Annotated in this window: 20 protein-coding genes; 8 read left to right on the forward strand and 12 right to left on the reverse strand. The window is 73.6% G+C overall.

Annotation, left to right across the window (positions count from 1 at the left end):
• Positions 1-55: 55 nt before the first annotated feature.
• The 4 genes from IE237_RS12490 to fasR all read right to left on the reverse strand — a co-directional run bounded on the left by IE237_RS12490 (position 56) and on the right by fasR (position 3600).
• On the reverse strand, positions 56-304 hold the full coding sequence (locus IE237_RS12490) for an acyl carrier protein (protein WP_189801979.1): 249 nt from the start codon (positions 302-304) through the stop codon (positions 56-58).
• 58 nt (positions 305-362) lie between these two features.
• Positions 363-1394: a ketoacyl-ACP synthase III gene (locus tag IE237_RS12495; protein WP_189801980.1), complete on the reverse strand. Its 1032-nt coding sequence runs from the start codon at positions 1392-1394 to the stop codon at positions 363-365.
• Between the two features lie 17 nt (positions 1395-1411).
• Positions 1412-2329 (reverse strand): ACP S-malonyltransferase, encoded by a 918-nt coding sequence (locus IE237_RS12500; protein ID WP_189801981.1) that lies wholly within the window; start codon positions 2327-2329, stop codon positions 1412-1414.
• Positions 2330-2418: 89 nt separating this feature from the next.
• A complete protein-coding gene (fasR, locus tag IE237_RS12505; protein WP_189801982.1) occupies positions 2419-3600 on the reverse strand; it encodes a fatty acid biosynthesis transcriptional regulator FasR in 1182 nt (393 codons plus the stop codon).
• A 71-nt stretch (positions 3601-3671) separates the two neighbouring features.
• On the opposite strand from fasR, the gene IE237_RS12510 reads away from it, so the two are divergent.
• Positions 3672-4325, forward strand: a complete 654-nt coding sequence (locus tag IE237_RS12510) for a pirin family protein (protein WP_189801983.1) — start codon at positions 3672-3674, stop codon at positions 4323-4325.
• Between the two features lie 70 nt (positions 4326-4395).
• Here IE237_RS12510 and IE237_RS12515 read toward each other — a convergent pair whose 3' ends face one another.
• Complete coding sequence (locus IE237_RS12515; RefSeq protein WP_189802546.1) at positions 4396-5553, reverse strand: L,D-transpeptidase family protein; 1158 nt, start codon at positions 5551-5553, stop codon at positions 4396-4398.
• A 240-nt stretch (positions 5554-5793) separates the two neighbouring features.
• Between IE237_RS12515 and IE237_RS12520 the strand changes: the two genes are divergently transcribed.
• The 5 genes from IE237_RS12520 to IE237_RS12540 all read left to right on the forward strand — a co-directional run bounded on the left by IE237_RS12520 (position 5794) and on the right by IE237_RS12540 (position 11583).
• Entirely contained in the window at positions 5794-6981 is a 1188-nt protein-coding gene (locus IE237_RS12520; RefSeq protein ID WP_189801984.1) for a lipid II:glycine glycyltransferase FemX, read from the forward strand.
• The gene (murJ, locus tag IE237_RS12525; RefSeq protein ID WP_189801985.1) at positions 6978-8594 is read left to right on the forward strand and encodes a murein biosynthesis integral membrane protein MurJ; all 1617 of its coding nucleotides are present in this window, start codon (positions 6978-6980) and stop codon (positions 8592-8594) included. Before IE237_RS12520 ends, murJ begins: the two co-directional genes overlap by 4 nt.
• A gap of 87 nt (positions 8595-8681) precedes the next feature.
• Positions 8682-9365, forward strand: a complete 684-nt coding sequence (locus tag IE237_RS12530; RefSeq protein ID WP_189801986.1) for a response regulator — start codon at positions 8682-8684, stop codon at positions 9363-9365.
• An 8-nt stretch (positions 9366-9373) separates the two neighbouring features.
• The gene (locus IE237_RS12535) at positions 9374-10900 is read left to right on the forward strand and encodes a sensor histidine kinase (protein ID WP_229842614.1); all 1527 of its coding nucleotides are present in this window, start codon (positions 9374-9376) and stop codon (positions 10898-10900) included.
• A complete protein-coding gene (locus IE237_RS12540) occupies positions 10897-11583 on the forward strand; it encodes a hypothetical protein (protein ID WP_189801988.1) in 687 nt (228 codons plus the stop codon). Before IE237_RS12535 ends, IE237_RS12540 begins: the two co-directional genes overlap by 4 nt.
• A gap of 46 nt (positions 11584-11629) precedes the next feature.
• Here the strand turns inward: IE237_RS12540 and IE237_RS12545 are convergent, their stop codons facing one another.
• Positions 11630-12484, reverse strand: coding sequence for a serine hydrolase domain-containing protein (locus IE237_RS12545; RefSeq protein ID WP_229842615.1), 855 nt, complete (start codon positions 12482-12484; stop codon positions 11630-11632).
• A gap of 51 nt (positions 12485-12535) precedes the next feature.
• Here IE237_RS12545 and IE237_RS12550 point away from each other — a divergent pair, with 51 nt between their 5' ends.
• Together IE237_RS12550 and IE237_RS12555 are read left to right on the forward strand one after the other, a co-directional pair.
• A complete protein-coding gene (locus IE237_RS12550) occupies positions 12536-12955 on the forward strand; it encodes a MerR family transcriptional regulator (RefSeq protein ID WP_189801989.1) in 420 nt (139 codons plus the stop codon).
• Positions 12952-13977, forward strand: coding sequence for an aldo/keto reductase (locus IE237_RS12555; RefSeq protein WP_189801990.1), 1026 nt, complete (start codon positions 12952-12954; stop codon positions 13975-13977). Before IE237_RS12550 ends, IE237_RS12555 begins: the two co-directional genes overlap by 4 nt.
• 74 nt (positions 13978-14051) lie before the next feature.
• Here IE237_RS12555 and IE237_RS12560 read toward each other — a convergent pair whose 3' ends face one another.
• The 6 genes from IE237_RS12560 to IE237_RS12585 all read right to left on the reverse strand — a co-directional run bounded on the left by IE237_RS12560 (position 14052) and on the right by IE237_RS12585 (position 20891).
• Positions 14052-15248 carry an acyltransferase family protein gene (locus tag IE237_RS12560; protein WP_189801991.1) on the reverse strand — a complete coding sequence of 399 codons (1197 nt, stop codon included), beginning with the start codon at positions 15246-15248 and terminating at the stop codon, positions 14052-14054.
• Complete coding sequence (locus tag IE237_RS12565; protein WP_189801992.1) at positions 15245-16225, reverse strand: alpha/beta hydrolase; 981 nt, start codon at positions 16223-16225, stop codon at positions 15245-15247. The genes IE237_RS12560 and IE237_RS12565 overlap by 4 nt, the downstream gene beginning before the upstream one ends.
• A gap of 157 nt (positions 16226-16382) precedes the next feature.
• Positions 16383-17066, reverse strand: coding sequence for a response regulator (locus tag IE237_RS12570; protein WP_189801993.1), 684 nt, complete (start codon positions 17064-17066; stop codon positions 16383-16385).
• Complete coding sequence (locus IE237_RS12575; protein WP_189801994.1) at positions 17063-18391, reverse strand: sensor histidine kinase; 1329 nt, start codon at positions 18389-18391, stop codon at positions 17063-17065. The genes IE237_RS12570 and IE237_RS12575 overlap by 4 nt, the downstream gene beginning before the upstream one ends.
• Positions 18392-18636: 245 nt before the next feature.
• A complete protein-coding gene (locus tag IE237_RS12580) occupies positions 18637-19605 on the reverse strand; it encodes a DUF4429 domain-containing protein (RefSeq protein WP_189801995.1) in 969 nt (322 codons plus the stop codon).
• A gap of 74 nt (positions 19606-19679) precedes the next feature.
• Positions 19680-20891 carry an alpha/beta hydrolase gene (locus IE237_RS12585; protein WP_189801996.1) on the reverse strand — a complete coding sequence of 404 codons (1212 nt, stop codon included), beginning with the start codon at positions 20889-20891 and terminating at the stop codon, positions 19680-19682.
• Between the last annotated feature and the right edge of the window lie 20 nt (positions 20892-20911).

A 20911-nucleotide genomic window follows, 5' to 3' on the forward strand; every position in this document is an offset into this window, starting at 1 on the left:
ATGGTCGAAGTACGGCGCCACCGCCGGGTGGCGAACCGAGTCAGCGGGGACCGAATCAGTCCTGGTGCTTCAGGATGTAGTCGGCGGCGTCGCCCACGGTCTTGAGGTTCTTGACGTCCTCGTCGGGGATCTTGACGTCGAAGCGCTCTTCGGCGGCGACGACGACCTCGACCATGGACAGCGAGTCGACGTCCAGGTCGTCGGTGAAGGACTTGTCCAGCTGGACGTCCTCGACCGGGATGCCGGCGATCTCGTTGACGATCTCGGCGAGGCCCTTGAGGATCTCTTCCTGGGTGTCAGCCATAGTGGTGCTCCTTCTTGCGGTTACTTCGGTAAAGGGGCTTCCGGAAGATCCGGTGTGCCTAGGGGAGGGTAACGACCGTCGCGGCGTAGACGAGACCCGCCCCGAAGCCGATGACGAGCGCGGTGTCGCCGCTCTTCGCCTTCCCGGTCGCCAGGAGCCGCTCCATCGCGAGCGGGATCGAGGCGGCCGAGGTGTTGCCGGTGGTCTCCACGTCGCGGGCGACCGTGACGTGCTCCGGCAGCTTCAGAGTCTTCACCATCGAGTCGATGATCCGCATGTTCGCCTGGTGCGGGATGAAGACGTCCAGGTCGTCCGCCGAGATGCCGGCGGCGTCCAGCGCCTGCTGGGCGACCTTCGCCATCTCGAAGACGGCCCAGCGGAAGACCGCCTGGCCCTCCTGCGTGATGGCGGGGAACTTGATCTCGCCCTGCTCGTTGAGGGGCAGCTGCGAGACGTCGCCGACGTGGAACTCGTTCCACGGAACGGTCTGCTTGATCGTCTCCGACTTGTCGCCCTCGGAACCCCAGACGGTGGGGCCGATGTGCGGCTCGTCGGAGGGGCCGACGACCACGGCACCGGCGCCGTCGCCGAACAGGAAGGCCGTCGCGCGGTCCTCCAGGTCCGTCAGGTCGCTGAGCCGCTCCACGCCGATGACCAGGACGTACTCCGCCGAACCCTCGACGATCATGCCCTTGGCGAGCGTCAGTCCGTAGCCGAAGCCCGCGCAGCCGGCGGAGATGTCGAACGCGGCCGGCTTGCCGGCGCCGATCTTGTCGGCGATCTCGGTGGCGACGGCCGGAGTCTGCTTGAAGTGCGAGACCGTGGAGACGATCACGGCACCGATCTGCTCGGGGCTGATCCCGGCGTCGGCGATGGCCTTGCCCGAGGCCTCCACCGACATGGCGGCGACCGTCTCCTCCGGAGAGGCCCAGTGCCGGGTGGCGATGCCGGAGCGCGAGCGGATCCACTCGTCGGACGAGTCGATCTTCTCGAGGATCACCTCGTTCGGCACGACCCGGGTGGGGCGGTAGCCGCCGACACCGAGGATCCGCGCGTACGGGGCGCCCTTGCTGGGCTTGATCTTCGACATGTTCTCGACTCTCCTTGTCAGACGGCCGCGTGCTCGGCGATGAGCGTACGGGCCGCGTCGAGGTCGTCGGGAGTCTTGAGGGCGACCGTGGCCACGCCCGGCAGGGCCCGCTTGGCGATGCCGGTCAGGGTGCCGCCGGGGCACACCTCGATCAGCGCGGTCGCGCCGAGCTCCTGGAAGGTCTCCATGCACAGGTCCCAGCGGACCGGGTTCGCGACCTGGCCGACGAGCCGGGCCACGACCTCAGCGCCGTCGGTGACGACCTGCCCGTCCTTGTTGGACACGTAGCGGGTGGTCGGGGCGGCCGGGGACAGCGCCTTCGCCGCCTCCTCCAGCTTCGCCACGGCCGGGGCCATGTGGTGCGTGTGGAAGGCGCCGGCGACCTTGAGCGCGACGACCCGGCGGACACCCTCGGGCTTGTCCGCCTCCAGGGCGGCCAGCTGCTCCAGGGTGCCGGCGGCCACGATCTGGCCGGCGCCGTTCACGTTGGCCGCGGTCAGGCCGAGCTTCTCCAGATGCGGGACGGTCACCTCGGGGTCGCCGCCGAGCAGCGCCGACATGCCCGTCGCGGTGATCGCGGCGGCCTCGGCCATCGCGAGTCCACGGGTACGGACGAGGCGCAGCGCGGCCTCGTCGTCCAGGACGCCCGCGAACGCGGCGGCGGTGAACTCGCCGACGCTGTGACCGGCGACGACGCCGGGGGCCACGTCGCCGAGCGCGGCCGCGGAGAGCAGACCGGCGGCGACGAGGAGGGGCTGCGCCACGGCGGTGTCACGGATCTCGTCCGCGTCCGCCTTCGTGCCGTAGTGGGCGAGGTCGAGCCCGATGGCGTCCGACCAGGCCGCGATGCGGTCGGCGGCGCCGGGGAGTTCGAGCCAGGGGGTCAGGAAGCCGGGCGTCTGGGCGCCTTGGCCGGGAGCGACGAGTACGAGCACCCTCACACTCTCTCTTGGGGACGGCTTCGAGCGCCCGTGGGGACAGGGACGAAGAACCGTCGGGGGAATTGTTGGTGTTCGACAAAAGTCTAGGACTGCGGATCTCCGTCGGCCAAGCGTCCGAGAATGAGGGCGATCCGCAGCGTGAACGCGGAGCGCACATCGGAGGGTGACCAGCCGGTGACGTCGGTCACACGTCGAAGCCGGTAGCGCACGGTGTTCGGGTGGACGAAGAGCATCCGGGCCGCGCCTTCCAGGCTGCTCGCCTGCTCCAGGTAGACACTGAGAGTTTCGAGCAGCGCCGAGCCCGCCTCCTCCAGCGGTCTGTAGATCTCCTCCACCAGCTGCTCGCGCGCCGAAGGGTCGGAGGCGATGGCGCGCTCCGGGAGGAGATCGTCCGCCAGGACCGGGCGGGGCGCGTCCTGCCAGGCGGAGCAGGCCTTGAGGCCGGCGGCGGCGGCCTGCGCGGACCGGGTCGCGGCGAGCAGATCGGGTACGACGGGACCGGCCACGACCGGACCCGGCGCGTACGGCCCGATCAGCGCCTTCGCGACGGCGAGGGGGTTGTCGTTGCCGCCCGCGATGACGACGAGCCGGTCGCCGAGGACACCGGTGAGGACCTGGAGCTTGGCGTGCCGGGCGGCCCGGCGGATCGCCTCCACCGTCAGCTCGCTGTCGCCGTCGGGGGCGGTGCCGAGGACCACGCACACGTGGTCGGGCGAGTTCCAGCCGAGCGCGGCGGCCCTCGACACGGCACCCTCGTCGGCCTCGCCGGAGAGCACCGCGTTCACCACGAGCGACTCCAGGCGCGCGTCCCAGGCGCCCCGGGCCTCGGCGGCCTGCGCGTACACCTGGGCGGTGGCGAAGGCGATCTCCCGGGCGTAGACGAGGAGCGCCTCGCGGAGCACGGACTCGTCGCCGGGGGCGGCGACCTCCTCGATCGCCGACTCCATGACCTCGATGGTCGTCCGGACCATCTCGACGGTCTGGCGCAGCGTGATCGCGCGTGTCAGCTCGCGGGGCGCCGTGCCGAAGACGTCCGTCGAGATCGCCTGCGGGGTCTCGGGGTGCCGGAACCACTCGGTGAACGCCGCGATGCCGGCCTGGGCGACCAGACCGATCCACGAACGGTTCTCGGGCGGCATCGCGCGGTACCACGGCAGCGTCTCGTCCATGCGGGCGATGGCGCCGGCGGCGAGCCGCCCGGACGACTGTTCGAGGCGCTTCAAGGTCGCGGCGTGCGGATGGGAGGCGTTCACGGGTTCAGGCACGGGGACAAGACTGCCTTATCGGGACGCCGGCGTGCGGGGTCGGGGGCGTTTCCGCGGGCTACGGTACGTCCGTGATACGCATCCAGCGCGCCGGCGAACGCTACCCCGGGGGCGACCCGGCGGCCGGGATCGAGACCCGGCACGCCCTGTCCTTCGGGCCGTACTACGACCCCGACAACCTCCGCTTCGGCGCGCTCCTCGCCTGCAACGAGGAGCGGCTCGCCCCGGGCGCGGGCTTCGACGAGCACCCCCACTCGCACACCGAGATCGTGACGTGGGTGGTGGAGGGCGAACTCACCCACGCCGACACCGCCGGGCACACCTCGGTGGTCCGCCCCGGCGACCTCCAGCACCTGAGCGCGGCGGGCGGAGTCCGCCACGTCGAACGCAACGACGGCCCGGAGCCCCTGGTCTTCGTCCAGATGTGGCTGGCCCCGCTGACCCCGGGCGGGGAGGTGTCGTACGAGGTCGTACGCGACCTGAACACCGGGTACGACCTCCCGGCGGCGGGGGCGGTCCTGCGCGTGGAGCGCCTGGAGGCGGGCACGTCCACGGAACTGCCGACGGCGGACTTCACGTACGTGCACGTCGTGCGGGGCGGGGTGTCACTGGGCGGGGGGGAACTGGGCCCGGGCGACGCGGCGAGACTCACCGGCGAGAAGGGCCTGTCCCTGCACGCGACCATGGACGCGGAGGCCCTGGTGTGGGAGATGCGGGCCCCCTAGCCCCCGCTGCCGTGTGGGCAATCGTCCCGGCGGAACGCATGCCCACAACGGGGCCCACACGGAAGCCGCGTCAGCGCAGCGCGCTCTTCGCCTTCCACTGGTCCCAGCTCAGGTTCCACGCCCCGTAGCCGTTCCCCTCCGCCACGATCCCCTTCGTCTCCCGCCCCTTGATCTCGAAGGGGTCGCCCACGTTCACCGACGCGTAGAACGACGCCGCGTTCTCGTCGCTCATCCCGATGCACCCGGAGCTCTTGTTCGCCTTGCCGAAGTACGCCGCGTTCCACGGGGCCGCGTGCGCGTACATGCCCGACCAGGTCAGGCGCATCGAGTAGTCGACGTCCTTGTTGTAGGCGTCCCCGAGGCCGACCGTCTCCGAGTTCATGTTGATGGTGCCCTCCTTCGCCATCAGCACGGCCGTCCCCCGCCAGGACCGCTTGTCGCCGCCCGGGGTGCCGCCGGAGACGGGGATCGTGCGGACCGCCCGCCCGTCCCGCTCCACGGTCAGCCGGTGGCTGTCGAGGTCGACCTTCACGATCTGCGCCGCGCCGATGGTGAAGCCGGTGCGGTAGTCCCGTACGAACCAGCCGCCGCCCGAGTCCGTGCCGTCGAGGTCCGCTTCGAGGGTGACCTTCGTGCCCGGCTTCCAGTAGTCCCGGGGGCGCCAGTCCGCCCTGTCCCGGCCCGAGTAGTCCTTGACCCAGCCCCAGGAGCCCTCGGTGCCGTTCGAGGTGGTCACCTTGAGCTGCTTCTCCACGTCCGCCTTCTTCGTCACCGGCAGGTCGAAGACGATGGAGAGGGGGTGGGCGATGCCGACCGTGGTGTTCTTGCCGGGGGCCAGCGTCACCTTGTTGACCTTGTCGGCCTCCGGGGTGGAGAAGGACGACCGGCTCGTCGACTCCTTGCCGTCGGCGGTACGGGACGTCACCTCGACCGTGTAGGAGGTGCCGGGCGCCGCCTTGCGCTCCGAGGCCCAGCTCGTACCGCCCGTCCCCGTACGGCCCTTGAGGATCCCGCCCTCGCCGTCGACGACCTTCACCTCGGCGAGCGTCCCGCCGGTGGCGGTCACGGACACCGGCTTGCCGGCCGCCCGGTCCACGACGGTCACCTTCACCGGGGACGCGTCCTTCGCCGCCCCGGACCCCCCGGACGAGCCCCCGTCCGCCGCCTGGGCCGTGCAGGCGGTGAGGGAGGCGACGAGCGCCACGGCGGCCAGGACGGGACGGGACATGCGTATCGGCGGCGCTGTGCGTATCGGCAGCACGGAAGACCTCCGCGGTGTGAGGAAAAGGTGGGATGTCCTGGACTGTAGGACGCTCCTCCGCCCCCGTGGGGCGCCGTGAGCCTCTGTGACGAGGGCTGCGGCACAACCGTCACCGTCCCGTCACAATCACCGCGCGCACCCGTCGAATTCGGCTGTGAGCCTGCTGTGCGCCCCACCACCGAGGGGCGGAACAAGGAGGCTCCCGTTGTGTCAGCGCTGCTCGTGACGGCCGCACCCACCGACCGCCGCGCCCCCGCAGGACCGGTCAGGCTCGGGCCCGTGACCCCCGAGGCGTACCGCGCCTTCCTCGACTCCCGCTCCGGCGCGGAAGGGCCCAGCTTCCTCCAACTCCCCTCCTGGGCACAGGTGAAGGACGGGTGGAGCCACCAACTCGTCGGGTGGGGGCGGGAAGGGGCGGAGCTCTCGGGCGTCGCGCTCGTCCTCCTCCGGCCCTTCCCCGGCACCCGGAAGTACTTCGCCTACCTGCCCGAGGGGCCCGTCGCCGACTGGGCGGACCCCGACCTCGACGGCTGGCTCGGCCCGCTCCTCGGCCATCTGCGCTCCCTGGGCGCCTTCGCCGTCCGCATGGGACCCGGGCCCGCCTACCGCCGCTGGAACGCCGCCACCGTCAAGGCCGGCACCGGCCCCGGCCGCCGGCTCTCCGACGTCCTCGCCGACGAGGTCGACCCGCTGGGGACCGCCGTCGCCGAACGGCTGCGGGCCCGCGGCTGGCGCAAGTGCGGCGGCGACTCCGAGGACGGGGCCGACGCGCAGCCCCGGCACGTCTTCCAGGTCCCGCTCACCGGTCGCAGCACCGACGACCTGTGGACCGGCCTCAACCAGGAGTGGCGGCGCAACGTCCGCAAGGCACGGAAGTCCGGCGTCGAGGTCGTCGTCGGCTCGGCCGCCGACCTGCCCGAGTTCTACCGGCTCCTGCGCATCACCGAGGAACGCGACGGCTTCCGCCTCGGCCGCTCGCTCGCCTACTACGAGCGCCAGTACGCCGTCCTCAACGCCGAGCAGCCGGGCCGCATGAGGCTCTACCTCGCCCGCCACGAGGGCGAGATACTCGCCGCGCACACCATGCTCACCGTGGGCGGCCGCGTCTGGTACCAGACCGGTGCGTCCGCCGACCACCGCCGCGAGGTCCGGCCCTCCAACGCCCTGCAGTGGCGCATGCTGCTCGACGCCCACGCCCTCGGCGCCGCCGTCTACGACCTGCGCGGGGTACCCTCCACCCTCGATCCGGACGACCGCGCCCACGGGCTGCTTCGCTGGAAGCTCGGTACGGGCGGACAGGTCGTCGAGACGCTGGGGGAGTGGGAGATTCCGATGCAGGGCACGACCAACGGGGCGCTCTACCGCGCCTTCCAGGCCTATCTGGCCCGCCGATGACGGCCACGCTCACCGCGGCGCCGCAGCGGCGGAAGACCTCCGCACTGCGCAGCGGCGCCCTCATGGCCGCGGGCTCGCTCGTCTCCCGCGCCACCGGCTTCGTACGGGCGTCGGTCGTCGCCGCCGCTCTCGGCGCGGGCCTCGTCGCCGACGGGTACGCGGTCGGCAACTCCGTCCCGACCATCGTCTACATGCTCCTGCTCGGCGGCGCCCTCAACGCCGTCTTCGTCCCCGAACTGGTCAAGGCGGCCAAGGAGCACGAGGACGGCGGCGTCGCCTACACCGACCGGCTCCTCACCCTGTGCGCGCTCGCCCTGACCGCGCTCACCGCCGTCGCGGTCCTCGCCGCGCCGCTGATCGTCGACACGTACACCGACTACGTGGGCGGACAGCGGGACATGACCATCGCCTTCGCGCGCGCGTGCCTGCCGCAGATCTTCTTCCTCGGGCTCTTCACCCTGCTCGGGCAGGTCCTCAACGCCCGGGGCCGGTTCGGCGCCATGATGTGGACCCCCGTCCTCAACAACGTGGTCGCCGTCGCCGTCTTCGGCCTCTTCCTCGTCGTCGGCGACGGCGGGGAGCTCACCCCGGGGGAGACCGCCCTCCTCGGCTGGGGCACCACCGCCGGGATCGCCGTCCAGGCCCTCGCCCTGCTGCCCTCGCTGCGCGCCGCCGGCTTCCGCTGGCGGCCCCGCTTCGACTGGCGCGGCAGCGGCCTCGCCGCCCCGCTGCGCTCGGCCGGCTGGCTGGTCCTCCTCGTGCTCACGAACCAGGGCGCGTACTGGGTGACGACGTGGCTGGCCACCTCGGCGGGCACGTCGGTCAGCGGCGGGGGCCTCGCCGCGTACAACAACGCCTACCTCCTGTGGACCGTCCCGCACGGCATCATCACCGTCTCCCTCGTCACCGCGCTGCTGCCCCGGATGAGCGGCGCCGCCGCCGACGGCGACCTCGCGGGGGTCCGGCGGGACGTCTCCTACGCCCTGCGGACCAGCGCCGCGGCCGTCGTCCCCGCCGCGTGCGCGCTCCTCGCGCTCGCCGTCCCCCTCATGACGGTCGTCTTCCGGTACGGGGCGACCACCGGCGACGACATCCGCGCCATGTCCTGGACCCTGATGGCCTTCGCGCCCGGCCTGGTCGCCCTCTCCGGCCAGTACGTGTGCACCCGCGCCTTCTACGCCCTGCGCGACACCCGCACCCCGTTCTTCCTGAACCTGGTCATCGCCGCCCTGAACGCCGGGCTCTCCCTGGCCGCCTTCCACGTCCTCCCGACCCGCTGGGCCGTCACGGGCATGGCGGCGGCGTACTCGCTGGCGCTGTGGGCGGGCTGGGCGGTCACGGCGTACGCCCTGCGCCGACGGCTCGGCGGCGCGTCCGGCGGGGCCGCCCCCGCGCTGACCCGGCTGCTCGTCGCGGCGGTGCCGGCCGCCGGGTTCGGGCTGTTCGTCGCGGACGGCACGGCGGTGGCGGGGCCCGTGGTGGCGGGGCTCGCGGGAGCCGCGACGGTCCTGGCCGCCTTCGCGCTCCTGTCCCGCCCCCTCCGCCTCGCGGAACTCCAGACCCTCCTCGCCTCCGGCGCGTCCCGTCTGCGCACCGCCACCCGCCGCAGCTGACCCGGCTCCGCCGGAACGACGGCCCACGACGGCACCACCATCCGGGCCCCCGCCAGGGAGGCCCGTCGACCTTGGGATACTCCACACATGCCCCGCGTGCTCCTGATAGAAGACGACCCCTCCGTCCGCGAGGGCGTCGAGCTGGGCCTCCGCCGCCGCGGGCACGAGGTGCGCACCGCCCCCACCGGCGAGGCGGGGCTCGCGGCGCTCGGGGAGTTCCGGCCCGACCTGCTGCTCCTGGACCTGATGCTGCCCGGCATGAACGGCGTCCAGGTCTGCCGCCGGGTCCGGGAGAGCAGCCAGCTGCCGATCATCATGCTCACCGCACGGGGTGACGACTTCGACGTCGTCGTCGGCCTGGAGGCCGGGGCCGACGACTACATCGTCAAGCCCGCCCGTACGGAGGTCATCGAGGCCCGGATACGGGCGGTGCTGCGGCGCATCGAGGAGCCCGGCTCCGGCCGGTCCGCCGTCGAGTTCCACGGGGAGCTCGCCATCGACCGGGCCGGACTGACGGTCGCGAAGTCGGGCGAGCGGGTCGCCCTCGCCCCCTCCGAGCTGAAGCTGCTGCTGCACCTCACGGCCGCCCCCGAGCAGGTCTTCAGCCGGCAGCAGCTGCTCGAACACGTCTGGGAGCACAGCTACCACGGGGACGCCCGGCTGGTGGACGCCTGTGTCCGCCGGCTGCGGAACAAGATCGAGGACACCCCGGGCGAACCCCGGTACATCCAGACCCTGCGGGGCTTCGGCTACCGCTTCGGTCCGCTGTGAAGGCCTGCGTGAGCCCGGAGCCGGGCACGGAGCCGGGCACGGAACCGGCCGGCGCGGACGCGTCCGGGCCGGCACCGCGAAGACGCCGCCGCGCCCGCGGCCCCCGCCTGCACCCCTTCGGCCTGCGCACCCGTCTCGTCCTCGCCTTCCTCCTCGTCGCGGCCGTCGGCTGCGGCACCACCGCCGCCCTCACCTACCGCGCCGCTCGCAACGCGATCCTGGAGCAGACCCAGGACACCGCCGTCTCCGCCTTCCGCGACCAGGTGGACCCGCTCGTCATCAGCCTGCCCGTCGACACGCGCCAACTGCGGGATTCGCTCCTCGTCATCGCCCGCCAGGGCAAACCCCGCCCCTGGCGCGTCTACGCCGAGTACGGCACCGTCCGTGTCTCCTCGACCGACCGCCCCACCTCCTCCGTCATCACCCCCGAGCTGCGGGCCCGCGCCCAGGCCCGGCCGGCCACCCCGCACGGCAGCTTCCAGCGGGTCGTGAAGAACGGCAAGCCGTACCTGACCATGGCGGTCCCCGCCGTCTTCCGGACGCACGCGACCAAGGGGACGGCGCAGCCCACCGGCCTCGTCTTCTACGCCGTCATGGAGCTCGACGAGGAGGACGCGAACATCGAGGCCATGGTCAGCGCCGCCCGCGACGGCGCCCTCCCGGCCCTCGCCGTGGCCCTGATCCCCGCGCTCATCGCCTCGCGCGGCGTGCTCCGCCCCGTACGGGAACTGCGGCGCGCCGCGCACAGCATGGGCCGGGGCCGCCTCGACACCCGCATCCACGCGAAGGGCAGCGACGAACTCGCCGACCTCGCCCGCACGTTCAACGAGTCCGCCGCCGAGCTGGAACGTTCCGTCGCGGAGCTCCGCGACGCCGAGGCCCGTGCCCGCCGCTTCGCCTCCGACGTCTCGCACGAGCTGCGCACCCCGCTCGCCGGCATGCTCGCGGTCACCGAGGTCCTCGACGAGGACGCCGGGAGCCTCGACAGCGACACCGCCCGCGCCGTCCGGCTGATCAGCGCCGAGACCGGGAAGCTCGCCGTGCTCGTCGAGGACCTGATGGAGATCTCCCGCTTCGACGCGCGCGCCGCCGAGCTCCACCCCGACGAGGTCGACGCCGCCGACTGCGTCCGCAAGACCCTTCAGCACCGGCACTGGACCGATCCGGCGCAGGTCGTGCCGTACCTTGAGGAGGGGATCAGGGCCCGGCTCGACCCGCGCCGTTTCGACGTGGTCGTGGCCAACCTCGTCGGCAACGCGCTGCGGCACGGGGCGGCGCCGGTGACGGTCAGGCTGTACGCGGAGGGGGACGAGCTGGTGACGGAGGTCGCGGACCGGGGACCGGGCATCCACCCGGACGTCCTGCCGCACGTCTTCGACCGCTTCTACAAGGCGGACCAGGCCAGGACCCGTTCGGCGGGCAGCGGCCTCGGCCTGGCGATCACCCTGGAGAACGTCCGGCTGCACGGCGGCACCGTCCGCGCCGCCAACCACCCGTCGGGCGGGGCGGTCTTCACCGTACGGATGCCGCTGTGAGGCGCCGGAAGGCCGCTGCGGTCAGGCGCCTTACGGTCGCCGCGGTCAGGCACCGGAAGGGCGCCGCCGCGAGGCGCCGTACGGTCGCCGCGGCTCTGCTCGGCATGGTCTCGCTCGCCGCCTGCGGCATACAGAAGAGCGATGTCGTCGAGGCGGGCGGCGCCGCGACCGTCGCCGTCTACCCGGCCCCCGAGTTCCGCATGGTGCTCTACTTCCTCGGGCCCGACGGCAGGCCGGTCCCGGTGGTGCGCGACATCGGGCAGCCGGTCCCCGACACGACGTCCCCCTGGGACGAGACCGGGACGGACCCGAAGCACCGTGAGTCCCAGGGGCTGGGCTCCGGGCAGGTGAACCAGGAGCGCGGCACCCGGGTCGTCACGGACAAGGTGCTCGCCGCACTCGTCGCGGGACCGGCCGGCGCCGACAAGGCGGCCGGCCTGACCACGGGCCTTCCGGGCTGGAAGAAGCCGCCGATCGCCGAGGCCGTCGAGGAGGCCGGCCCGACCCCGCAGGGCCGCCGGATCGTCCGGCTCCGGTCGCCGTACCCCGTCATGGAGCTGTCGGACGCGGCCGTCCAGCAGCTGGTGTGCACGACCGCGTACGCGGAGGACGGCGGGGGCATGGTGGAAGTGACCCTCACGAGCGTCGACGGGACGCTCCCGGCGACCCGCTGCGAGAGCTGAGCCCCGCCCTCCGAGGCCGCCCCCGGCGCAGGAACGCGCCCCGGCGTCAGCGCGCGCGCAGGTCCGCGAGCACCGCGTCCGTGAACGGCGGCCAGGCCTCGACCGCCCACGGCCCGAAGGGCCGGTCGGTGAGGGCCACGCACGCGGCCCCTGTGCTGTTCCCGCCCGCCCACCCGGCGTCCGGGTCGATCCACAGGAACGTGCCGGCCTGCCCGAAGTGCCCGAAGGTGCGCGGCGAGGAGCTCGCGCCGGTCCAGTGCGGGGACTTGCCGTCGCGGATCTCGAAGCCGAGCCCCCAGTCGTTCGGCCTCTGGTGCCCGTAGCCGGGCAGGATCCCGGTCAGACCGGGGTACGTGACGGTCATCGCGTCCAGGACGGTCCGCGCGTCGAGCAGCCGCGGCGCCTGCACCTCGGCGGCGAACCGCACGAGGTCGTCCACGGTCGACACGCCGTCCTTGGCGGGCGAGCCCTCCAGCGTCGTCGAGGTCATGCCGAGGGGCTCCAGGACCGCCTGGTGCAGGTACTCGGCGAAGGGGATGTCGGTGGCCTTCGCGACGTGGTCGCCGAGGGCCTCGAAGCCGGTGTTGGAGTAGATCCGGCGGGTGCCCGGCGCGGCCATGACCCGGTTCTCGTCGAAGGCCAGCCCCGAGGTGTGGGCGAGGAGATGGCGGACGGTCGCGCCCTCGGGCCCGGCGGGCTCGTCGAGGTCGATCGCCCCCTCCTCGTACGCGACGAGGACGGCGTACGCCGCGAGCGGCTTGGTGACCGAGGCGAGCGCGAAACGCCGCCCGGTGGGGCCGTGGGACCCGGCCAGGGTGCCGTCCGCGCGGACCACGGCGGCGGCCGCGGTGGGGACGGGCCAGTTCTCGATCGACGCCAGGCTCGGCACGCTGCTCTGCATGGGGCCGAGCCTACTTGCTTCGAGTGCACTCCAACGTTTTAGCGTGGGGTCATGAGCGTGATCGAGAGCGTCGAGAGCACGACCCCACCCGCCGGGAAGGACCGCTACACGATCAGCGAGGTGGCCGCCCTGACGGGGCTCACCGCGCACACCCTGCGCTGGTACGAGCGGATCGGCCTCATGCCGCACGTCGACCGTTCGCACACCGGGCAGCGCCGCTTCTCCGAGCGGGACCTGGGCTGGCTGGCCTTCGTCGGCAAGCTGCGGCTGACGGGGATGCCGGTCGCCGACATGGTCAGGTACGCCGAGCTGGTGCGGGAGGGCGACCACACCCGGGACGCGCGGCGGGAGCTCCTGGAGGCCACCCGGCGGGACGTCCTCACCCGGATCACCGAGCTCCAGGACACGCTCGCCGTGCTCGACATCAAGATCAGTCATTACGGGACCGCATGCGGAGGAACACCTTCATGACCAGCGTGAGCAGGATCGACACCGTACGTCTCGGCGGCCAGGACGGACCGGAGGTCGGCGTCCAGGGCTTCGGCGCCATGGGCATCAGCGAGTTCTACGGCGACACCGACGAGGCCGCCGCCCGCGACACCCTCGACGCCGCCCTGGAGGCCGGCGTCACCCTCATCGACACGGCCGACATCTACGGCAGCGGCGCCAACGAGGAGTTCCTCGCCCCGTTCCTCGCCGCCCACCGCGACGAGGTCACCCTCGCCACCAAGTTCGCCATAGAACGCCGCGCCGACGACCCGACCTACCGGGCCGTCCGCAACGACCCGGCGTACATCAAGAAGGCCGCCGAGGACAGCCTGCGCCGCCTCGGCGTCGAGACCATCGACCTCTACTACATGCACCGCCGCGACCCGGAGGTCCCCTTCGCCGAGTCCGTCGGCGCCATGGCCGAGCTCGTCCAGGAGGGCAAGGTCCGCTTCCTGGGCCTGAGCGAGGTCACCGGGCCCGAGCTGCGCGAGGCCCACGCGGTGCACCCGATCACCGCCCTCCAGTCGGAGTGGTCGCTCTTCTCCCGGGACGTGGAACGCAGCGCCGTCGGCGCCGCCGCCGAGCTCGGGGTGACCTTCGTGCCGTACTCGCCGCTCGGCCGGGGCTTCCTGACCGGCTCGTTCGCGGACGCCGCCAAGGACCTGTCGGGCGGCGACTTCCGCCAGTACCAGCCCCGCTTCACCGGCGAGAACGCCGAGCGGAACGCCGCCCTCCTCGACCCGGTCCGCAAGATCGCCGCCACCCACGGCGCGACCCCGGCCCAGATAGCCCTCGCCTGGGTGCAGCAGCGCGCCGCCGTGCACGGCCTCACGGTCGTCCCCATCCCCGGCACCCGCAAGCGCTCCCGCCTCCTGGAGAACGCGGCCGCCACCCGGATCACCCTCACCGCCGCCGAACTCGCCGCACTGGAGCCGATCGCCGGCCTGGTGGCGGGCGACCGCTACCCGGACATGAGCCACACCTCGGCGGCCCGGGAGGTCTGAGCCCCACCGCCGGTCGACGCGAGACCCGCTCAGGCGAGACGCGCTCAGGCGAGACCCGCTCAGGCGAGACCCGCTCACGCGAGCCCCAGGGCGAAGACCGCGAAGCCCGCCGCGAGGAGACCCGCCAGGGTGCGGCGGGCCGGACCGGTCTTCGCCCACGGGGACTCGAAGACGCGCGCGTACCGGCCGATCAGGACCAGGAGGCCCGCGAAGACCGGCATCCAGGCCAGGCGGGCCAGGATCCAGCCGACCGAGTCCGGCGCGCCGACCAGGCCCGCGACCTCCCCGGCGTACGAGGCGGGGATCGCGGCGGTGAGCATCGCCGTCTGGTGCCAGCACAGGATCGTCATCGCGGACAGGTTGACGACGACGACCGGCGCCCACAGCGCGGGCCGCTTCAGGAACCGGCCGAGCCGGTCCCGCAGCAGGATCGCCGCGCCGCTCTGCGCGGCGGCGAGGGCGAGGACGAGCAGCGACGGCGGGTGCGAGTTGGTGCGGGCCTCGCCGGGGACGCCGACCATCGACGCCGGGTAGCCGAAGGCGAGGAGCAGGGCGGCGAAGAGCGCGGCGCCGCCCAGCAGCAGCGCCCACGCGTGGCGCCGGGTGACCCGGCCCTCGCCCCACGAGACGCCGAGCTGATAGGCGAAGAGCCAGCCGGGCAGGATGTTCAGGAGGCTCAGCCAGGACGGCACGGCATCGGCGTACGGCCCGTACCGCAGGAAGTCGACGACGGCGACCGAGCCGAGCAGCGGTGCCGCGGCCCAGACCCCGAGGCGGCGGGCCGCCCGCACGCACAGCGGGGTCAGCGCGGTGACCACCGTGTACACCCCGACGAACCAGAGCGGCTGGATCACCAGCGTCGACGCCGTCCGCAGCGTGTCCACGGGCACCCCGAGACCGAAGTGCAGCACCGGCAGCAGCGCCGCCCACACGGCGGTGACCCCGAGCACCGGGCGCCCGAGCCGGGCGAGCCGGCCGCCCAGCCACGCGCGCGTGGAGCCCTTGCGCCGCCGGTACGACAGGACCGACGCGTAGCCGCCGACCAGGAAGAAGATCCCCAGCATCTGCAGGACCCAGCTGACGGGCGCGAGACCCGCGAAGGTGCCCAGCGGGCTCGCGTTGTGGATCGCGCCGTCGGAGGAGAGCGTGAAGCCGCCGAGCAGCCAGTGCCCGGTCGGCACGGCGAGCAGCGCGAGGGCGCGGAGCCCGTCGATCGCCCGGTCGCGGTGGGCGGGGGTGGAGGACTCGATCTTCGCGACGAGCGTCTTCATCGGACGTCCCCCTCGGCGATCGCGGCGAACGCGCGGAGGGAGGCGGTGCCGGGCGCGAAGTAGCCGCCGTGCCCGGCGGCGTCCCCGGCCGGGATCCGGCGCGCCCCGAAGGCCGGGTCGGTGGGATCGGCCCCGTGCCCGAGGCCCGCGAACTCCACGTTCGGGACCCGGTCGATCCAGTCGGTGGGATCCTTCGCCGCCCAGACCCGGGCGGAGGTCCCGAGCTCGGAGACGTTCTCGGCGCGCATCCCGGGGGAGCCGAAGACCACCAGGTCCTTGGCCTTCAGCCGGTGCGCGGCGAGACCGCAGACCACCGAGCCGTAGCTGTGGCAGAACACGGACGGCTCGGCCGCGCCGACCGCCGCGAGCCCGTCCGTGAACCGGGTGAGACGGTCCGCCCCGGCCTCGGCGAGGCGGCCGGTGGCCGCGTCCAGACCGACGCCCACGGGCGTCGTGTACCCGGCCCAGGCCACGACCGCGGTACGGCCGCCGGTCGCCCGGCGCAGCTCGGTCGCCATGTCCGCGAGCGGCCGCACACGGTCCGCGTCGACGTCGGAGCCCGGAACGATCACGGCCACGTGCTCGGCCCGCGCCAGGTCCCCGTAGACCAGGGCCACCTGCCCCCGGCCGCGCGGATCGTGGGCGAGGACCCGCGCCCCGTCGAACTCCCCGTGCGTGGAGCGGGCGTTGGCCTCGTACCGCAGCTCCAGGGGCGCCCCGTCGAGGTTCCCGACGACCGTCGGGTGCCTGCGGGCCAGCTCCCGCTGCCGTACGGGACTCAGCCCGGCGAAGAAGCGCGCGACCTCGGCCGGGTCCATCCGCTCCGGGTCCGGCAGCCCCGCGGCCCGCCACGCCGCCGTCCCGGCCGGGGCCCCGGTCACGGCCTCCTGGCTGTTCCCGGACGCCCAGCCGGCGGTCCCGGCGATCACACCGGCCACCACCGCTGCGGTGATCAGGGTCCTCGAAATGCGGCGCATCGGCCCGCCCTCCCTCGCTCTCGTCGTCGGCGAGAGGAAGGTAGGAAGACGACGGGTGACGGCACGTCACACCCGGGAGCCAACTCACCCTTGATACCGGGGTAGGGGGTGGAGGAGCAGCCAACCGGAGGAGAGGGGTGGGGTTTTCCCCCGGGTGCTAGCGCGACTCCCCGGGCGTGACCAGGCCCGACTCGTACGCGAAGACCACCGCCTGCGCCCGGTCGCGCAGGTCCAGCTTGGCGAGGACCCGGCCGATGTGGGTCTTCACCGTCTGCTCGGCCAGTACCAGGGTGTCGGCGATCTCCTGGTTGGACAGGCCCCGGGCGATCAGCTCCAGGACCTCCGTCTCGCGCGGGGTGAGCCCGTTCAGACGCAGCGCCGTGGTGTCCCGGCGGGGCGCCGGACGCGAGGCCGCGAAGTCGGCGATGAGCCGGCGGGTCACGGACGGCGCGAGCAGCGCCTCGCCCGCCGCCACCACGCGTACCGCGGCGATGAGATCGGCCGGCGGCGCGTCCTTGAGGAGGAAGCCGGACGCCCCCGCGCGCAGCGCCTCGTACACGTAGTCGTCGACGTCGAAGGTGGTCAGCATCAGCACCTTCGGCCGGTGCGTGACCCCGGCCGGCGGGTGCAGGATCTCCCGGGCGGCCGCGAGCCCGTCCAGCTCCGGCATCCGCACGTCCATCAGGACCACGTCCGGGTGCGCCGAGCGCGCCACCTCCACGCCCTGCCGACCGTCCGGCGCCTCGCCGACCACGTCGATGTCGGGCTGCGCGGCGAGCAGCGCGGCGAAACCGGCCCGCACCATGGCCTGGTCGTCGACGATGATCACGCGGATGGTCACTCGGTGTCCTTCGTACGCAGGGGAAGCCGGGCCGCGACCCGGAAGCCGCCGTCCGGCAGCGGCCCGGTGTCCAGCGAGCCGCCGGTCAACCGTACGCGTTCCCGCATGCCGACGAGCCCGTGCCCGGTGCCGGGGACACCCCGCTCGACGGCGGAACCCTCCTCCAGGGACGGCCCGTTGACGACGAGGACCGTCAGCCACCCCTCGTCGGCCCGGACCGACACCCGCGTCGACGCCCCCGGCGCGTGCCGCACGACGTTGGCCAGGGCCTCCTGCACGATCCGGTACGCGGACAGGTCCACCGCCTGCGGCACCTCCCCGAGATCGGCGGCCAGCCGCAGCTCGGCCGGCACCCCCGCCCGTACGGTCGCCTCGACGAGCTGCTGGACCCGGTCGAGGCCCGGCTGCGGGGCCCGCTCGCCCTCGCTGCCGTCACTGCGCAGCACGGAGAGCAGCCGGCGCATCTCGGCCAGCGACTCACGGGCGCTCGCCGCGATCGACGTGAACTCCTCCCGGGCCGCCTCCGGGAGCTCGGGGATGCGGTACGGCGCCGAGTCCGCCTGCACGGTGATCACGGACATGTGGTGGGCGACGACGTCGTGCAGCTCCCGCGCGATCCTGGCCCGCTCCTCCAGGAGGGTGCGGCGGGCCCGTTCGGCCTCGTTGATGGTCTCCTGCTCGGCGAGCCGCCGCTGCGCGTCGCCCCGGGCGCGCAGCGCCGAGGTGAGGAGCAGCAGCACACCGCTCAGGACGAGCAGCAGGAGGTGGAGGCTGGTGAGCCCGGCGGGCCGGAAGGCCTCCAGGACGAAACCGGCCACGCCGGTGGCCAGCCACACCCCGAACAGTGCCCGGCGTGACTCGCGCAGTCCGAGCGCGACCATCAGCGCGCAGTAGCCGATGACGACCGGCGGGGTCCACGGCCACATCTCCGCGCGGGGCCCGTCCGAGCCGAGCAGCACGAGCGCGCCGAGCACGTCGGCGGCGAAGACGATCCACCAGGCCTGGAGGGGGCGGGTGACGGCGAGCAGCAGTGGCGCGGCCTGGGCCGTGCCGAGGGCGCCGGCGAGGGCGCCGTTGACGCCGTAGTCGTTGATGAGGAGCAGGACCGTGGAGGGCAGGAGCGAGGCGGTGAACGCGAGGGCGACGGCGTACGGCAGCAGCCGCACCCACCGGCCCGAGGCGTCGGCGAGGAGCGGGGCCCCCGGCGTGGTCGGGGTGGTGAGCGCGGCCCCCAGCCCCTGGAACATCTCGCGGGACCGGCCCCAGAGACGACGGGCAGCGGGCAGGGAGGCGGCGGGCGGCTCGGGCCGCGATGCGGTAACCATGACCCACCCAGCGTAGGAGGCCCCCCTGAAGCCAGGCGTCATACCGGGGACCGGGCTGTGACCTGCTACTGGGGTATGACGCCGTTGTGGGCATGCGTTCCGCCGGGGCGGAACGGGTGGGCACAACGGAACGGCGCCCGTACCGGCGCCAGAGGCCCCCGCGCCCGAACCCGCACCAGCGGTGACGGCACACGGAGGGTACGGGCCCAGGCTCAGGGCCGCCCGGGCTCAGGGCCCGCCCACCCTCACAGCTCCGCCAGGAGCTCCGCCTTCTTCGCCGAGAACTCCGCATCCGTCACCAGCCCCGCCTGATGCAGCTCGCCCAGATGCCGAATCCTTTCAGCCACCGCCCCGGGATCCCGCCGTTCCCCGGCAGACGCCGCGACGGGCACGGGCACGGGCGCGCGGTCCTTGCCCCGGATCGCGGCGAGGACCGCGGCCGCGAAGGTCAGGGACTCGTACACGGGCCCGTAGCGGCCGAAGACGACGCACGCCGGGTCCTGGTCGGGCAGGCCGGCCCGGGGCACGCCGTCCCGCGGCACGAGCCGCAGGTAGCCGTCGACGCCGTCCGGCGAGCGCCATTCGACCCCGCAGAGGTCCCGTACCGGGAAGACCTGGTCGCCGGCCTTCCACTTCTCCGAGGACGCCCCCGTCCAGGACCAGCGGAACGCGACCTCGGAGGTCCCGTCGAAGCTGGCCTTCCCGTCGTACGCCTTGAAGGACTGCGGCCCCGACGGCGGCTCCACCAGGAACCGGTCGGCGGGCGGGACGCCCCCGAGGGCCCCGTCGGGAACGAGCCCGTCGTACGCGTCGAGTCCGTCGATCCCGTCGAGTCCGTCGATCCCGTCGTACCCGGCGGCCCCCGCGGCCCCCGGCTGCGACGAGAGGAGCGCCCGCAGCTCGTCCCGGTAGCGCTCGGCGAGCGGTTCGCGTTCCGCCGGGAGCACCAGGCGGTACGGATCGCTGCCCTCCTTGAGCTGCCCCGCGGCCGCCTCCATCAGCGGATCGGCGCCCGGTCTCGGCACGGCGTGCAGCACGACGGTGCCCCGCTTGCCGGGCGTGAGCGTCACCGACGCCAACGCCTCGTGCGGTACTCGTCTCTCGCGCAGCGCGTGGAAGAGCTTCGGCGTGCGGATCCCCCGATCGAAGCGGATGACGAGGGCGTCGCTCTCGAGCTCCCAGGTGGCATGAATTCCGGCCAGCACATCACCCATACGCCTCATCGTAAGCGGCGTGTGCCCTTGCGTCGCCCCTGCGAAAGGTCCCGAAATTGCGTGATCTACGCGCGTCAGAGCCCTTCCGTGCCGGATATTCCGTCGTGGCAAGCGCTGTCGGCACGTGCGCAGACGAGACTCGGGTAGGCCCCGACGCCTATCGCGGCGAAGTTGCCGAGGCTCTCCGTCCCCGGCTCGAAATAGCCGCTGTGGCCGAGCGCCCCGCGCGCGGAGAGCAGCCGGGCGCCGAACTCCGGCGCGACCGGGTCCGCGCCGTGCCCGACCCCGCCCACCTCCAGGTGCGGCACGTCCGCGATCCAGTCGTCGGCGTCCCGCATGGCCCACACGCGCGCGTGGCCGCCGAGTTCGGCCGCCCGCTCGACCCGCATCCCCGGGCTTCCGGCCACGGCCACGTCGGTCACCCGGGCGGGCAGCCGGGGCGCGGCGACCCCGCAGAGCACGGAGCCGTAGCTGTGGCAGAAGAGCGCCACGCGCGCGTCCCCGGGCAGTGACTCGGTGAGACCCACCAGGCGTACGGCGCCGTCCTCGGCCAGCCGGCCGATCACCGCGTCGACGCCGATCCCGACGGGCGCGGTGTAGTCGGCCCAGGCGATCACTGCCACGCGGGCGCGTGGGGAGGCACTCCGCTCGGCCGCGTAGAGGGCCTCGGCCATGCCGGCGGGGGCGCCGTACCGGCCGTGGGTCTTCTGGAAGGTGAGCAGGTTGGTGTCGACGCCGGGCACGATCACCGAGACGTGCCGGGCGCGCTCCAGGTCTCCGAGGACCTCGGCGGCCCGCCCCGTACCGGTCGGGTCGAAGGCGAGGACCTGGCGGCCCGGACGCATCAGCGAGGCGAAGCGGTCGACCCGGCGGCGGGCCTCGTGGCGGCCCTCGGGGGAGAGCCTGGTGTCGTCGACCCGGCTCCGCTCGGCGGCGTACGCGCGCGCGAGGGTGATCCGGTTGGCGTGGTAGCGCAGGGAGACCGGGACGCCGTTGAGGTTGCCGACGACGAGCGGGTGCCGGGCGGCGAGCCGGGCGCTGCCCGCCGGGCCGAGCCGGGCGAAGAAGGCGGCGACGGTACGGGCCGGGGCGGCCGGGTCGGGCAGCGGCCGGTGGTCGACCCGGTCGCGCGCCCAGGCGGCGAGCGCGGCTTCGCGGGACGGCCACGGCACGGGCCGGTGCCGGATCGTGGTCCACCCGGTCGTCGCGAGGAGCACGAACACGACGGCCAGCGCGAGGAGCGCGCGCGTGGCGACGAGGGCGGGCGAGGCATCGGCGGAGGTCACGGGCGGCCACCCTACGGGGC

This window comes from Streptomyces tanashiensis (assembly GCF_014648895.1).
In the GTDB taxonomy this organism is placed as follows: Bacteria; Actinomycetota; Actinomycetes; order Streptomycetales; family Streptomycetaceae; genus Streptomyces; species Streptomyces tanashiensis.

Bases quoted from the DNA above. Each gene is read 5' to 3' on its own strand.
- IE237_RS12545 (WP_229842615.1), bottom strand. From the start codon at position 12,484: ATGCAGAGCAGCGTGCCGAGCCTGGCGTCGATCGAGAACTGGCCCGTC.
- IE237_RS12530 (WP_189801986.1), top strand. From the start codon at position 8,682: ATGCCCCGCGTGCTCCTGATAGAAGACGACCCCTCCGTCCGCGAGGGC.
- IE237_RS12555 (WP_189801990.1), top strand. From the start codon at position 12,952: ATGACCAGCGTGAGCAGGATCGACACCGTACGTCTCGGCGGCCAGGAC.
- IE237_RS12580 (WP_189801995.1), bottom strand. From the start codon at position 19,605: ATGGGTGATGTGCTGGCCGGAATTCATGCCACCTGGGAGCTCGAGAGC.
- IE237_RS12495 (WP_189801980.1), bottom strand. From the start codon at position 1,394: ATGTCGAAGATCAAGCCCAGCAAGGGCGCCCCGTACGCGCGGATCCTC.
- murJ (WP_189801985.1), top strand. From the start codon at position 6,978: ATGACGGCCACGCTCACCGCGGCGCCGCAGCGGCGGAAGACCTCCGCA.
- IE237_RS12565 (WP_189801992.1), bottom strand. From the start codon at position 16,225: ATGCGCCGCATTTCGAGGACCCTGATCACCGCAGCGGTGGTGGCCGGT.
- IE237_RS12490 (WP_189801979.1), bottom strand. From the start codon at position 304: ATGGCTGACACCCAGGAAGAGATCCTCAAGGGCCTCGCCGAGATCGTC.
- IE237_RS12515 (WP_189802546.1), bottom strand. From the start codon at position 5,553: ATGTCCCGTCCCGTCCTGGCCGCCGTGGCGCTCGTCGCCTCCCTCACC.
- IE237_RS12550 (WP_189801989.1), top strand. From the start codon at position 12,536: ATGAGCGTGATCGAGAGCGTCGAGAGCACGACCCCACCCGCCGGGAAG.
- IE237_RS12575 (WP_189801994.1), bottom strand. From the start codon at position 18,391: ATGGTTACCGCATCGCGGCCCGAGCCGCCCGCCGCCTCCCTGCCCGCT.
- IE237_RS12560 (WP_189801991.1), bottom strand. From the start codon at position 15,248: ATGAAGACGCTCGTCGCGAAGATCGAGTCCTCCACCCCCGCCCACCGC.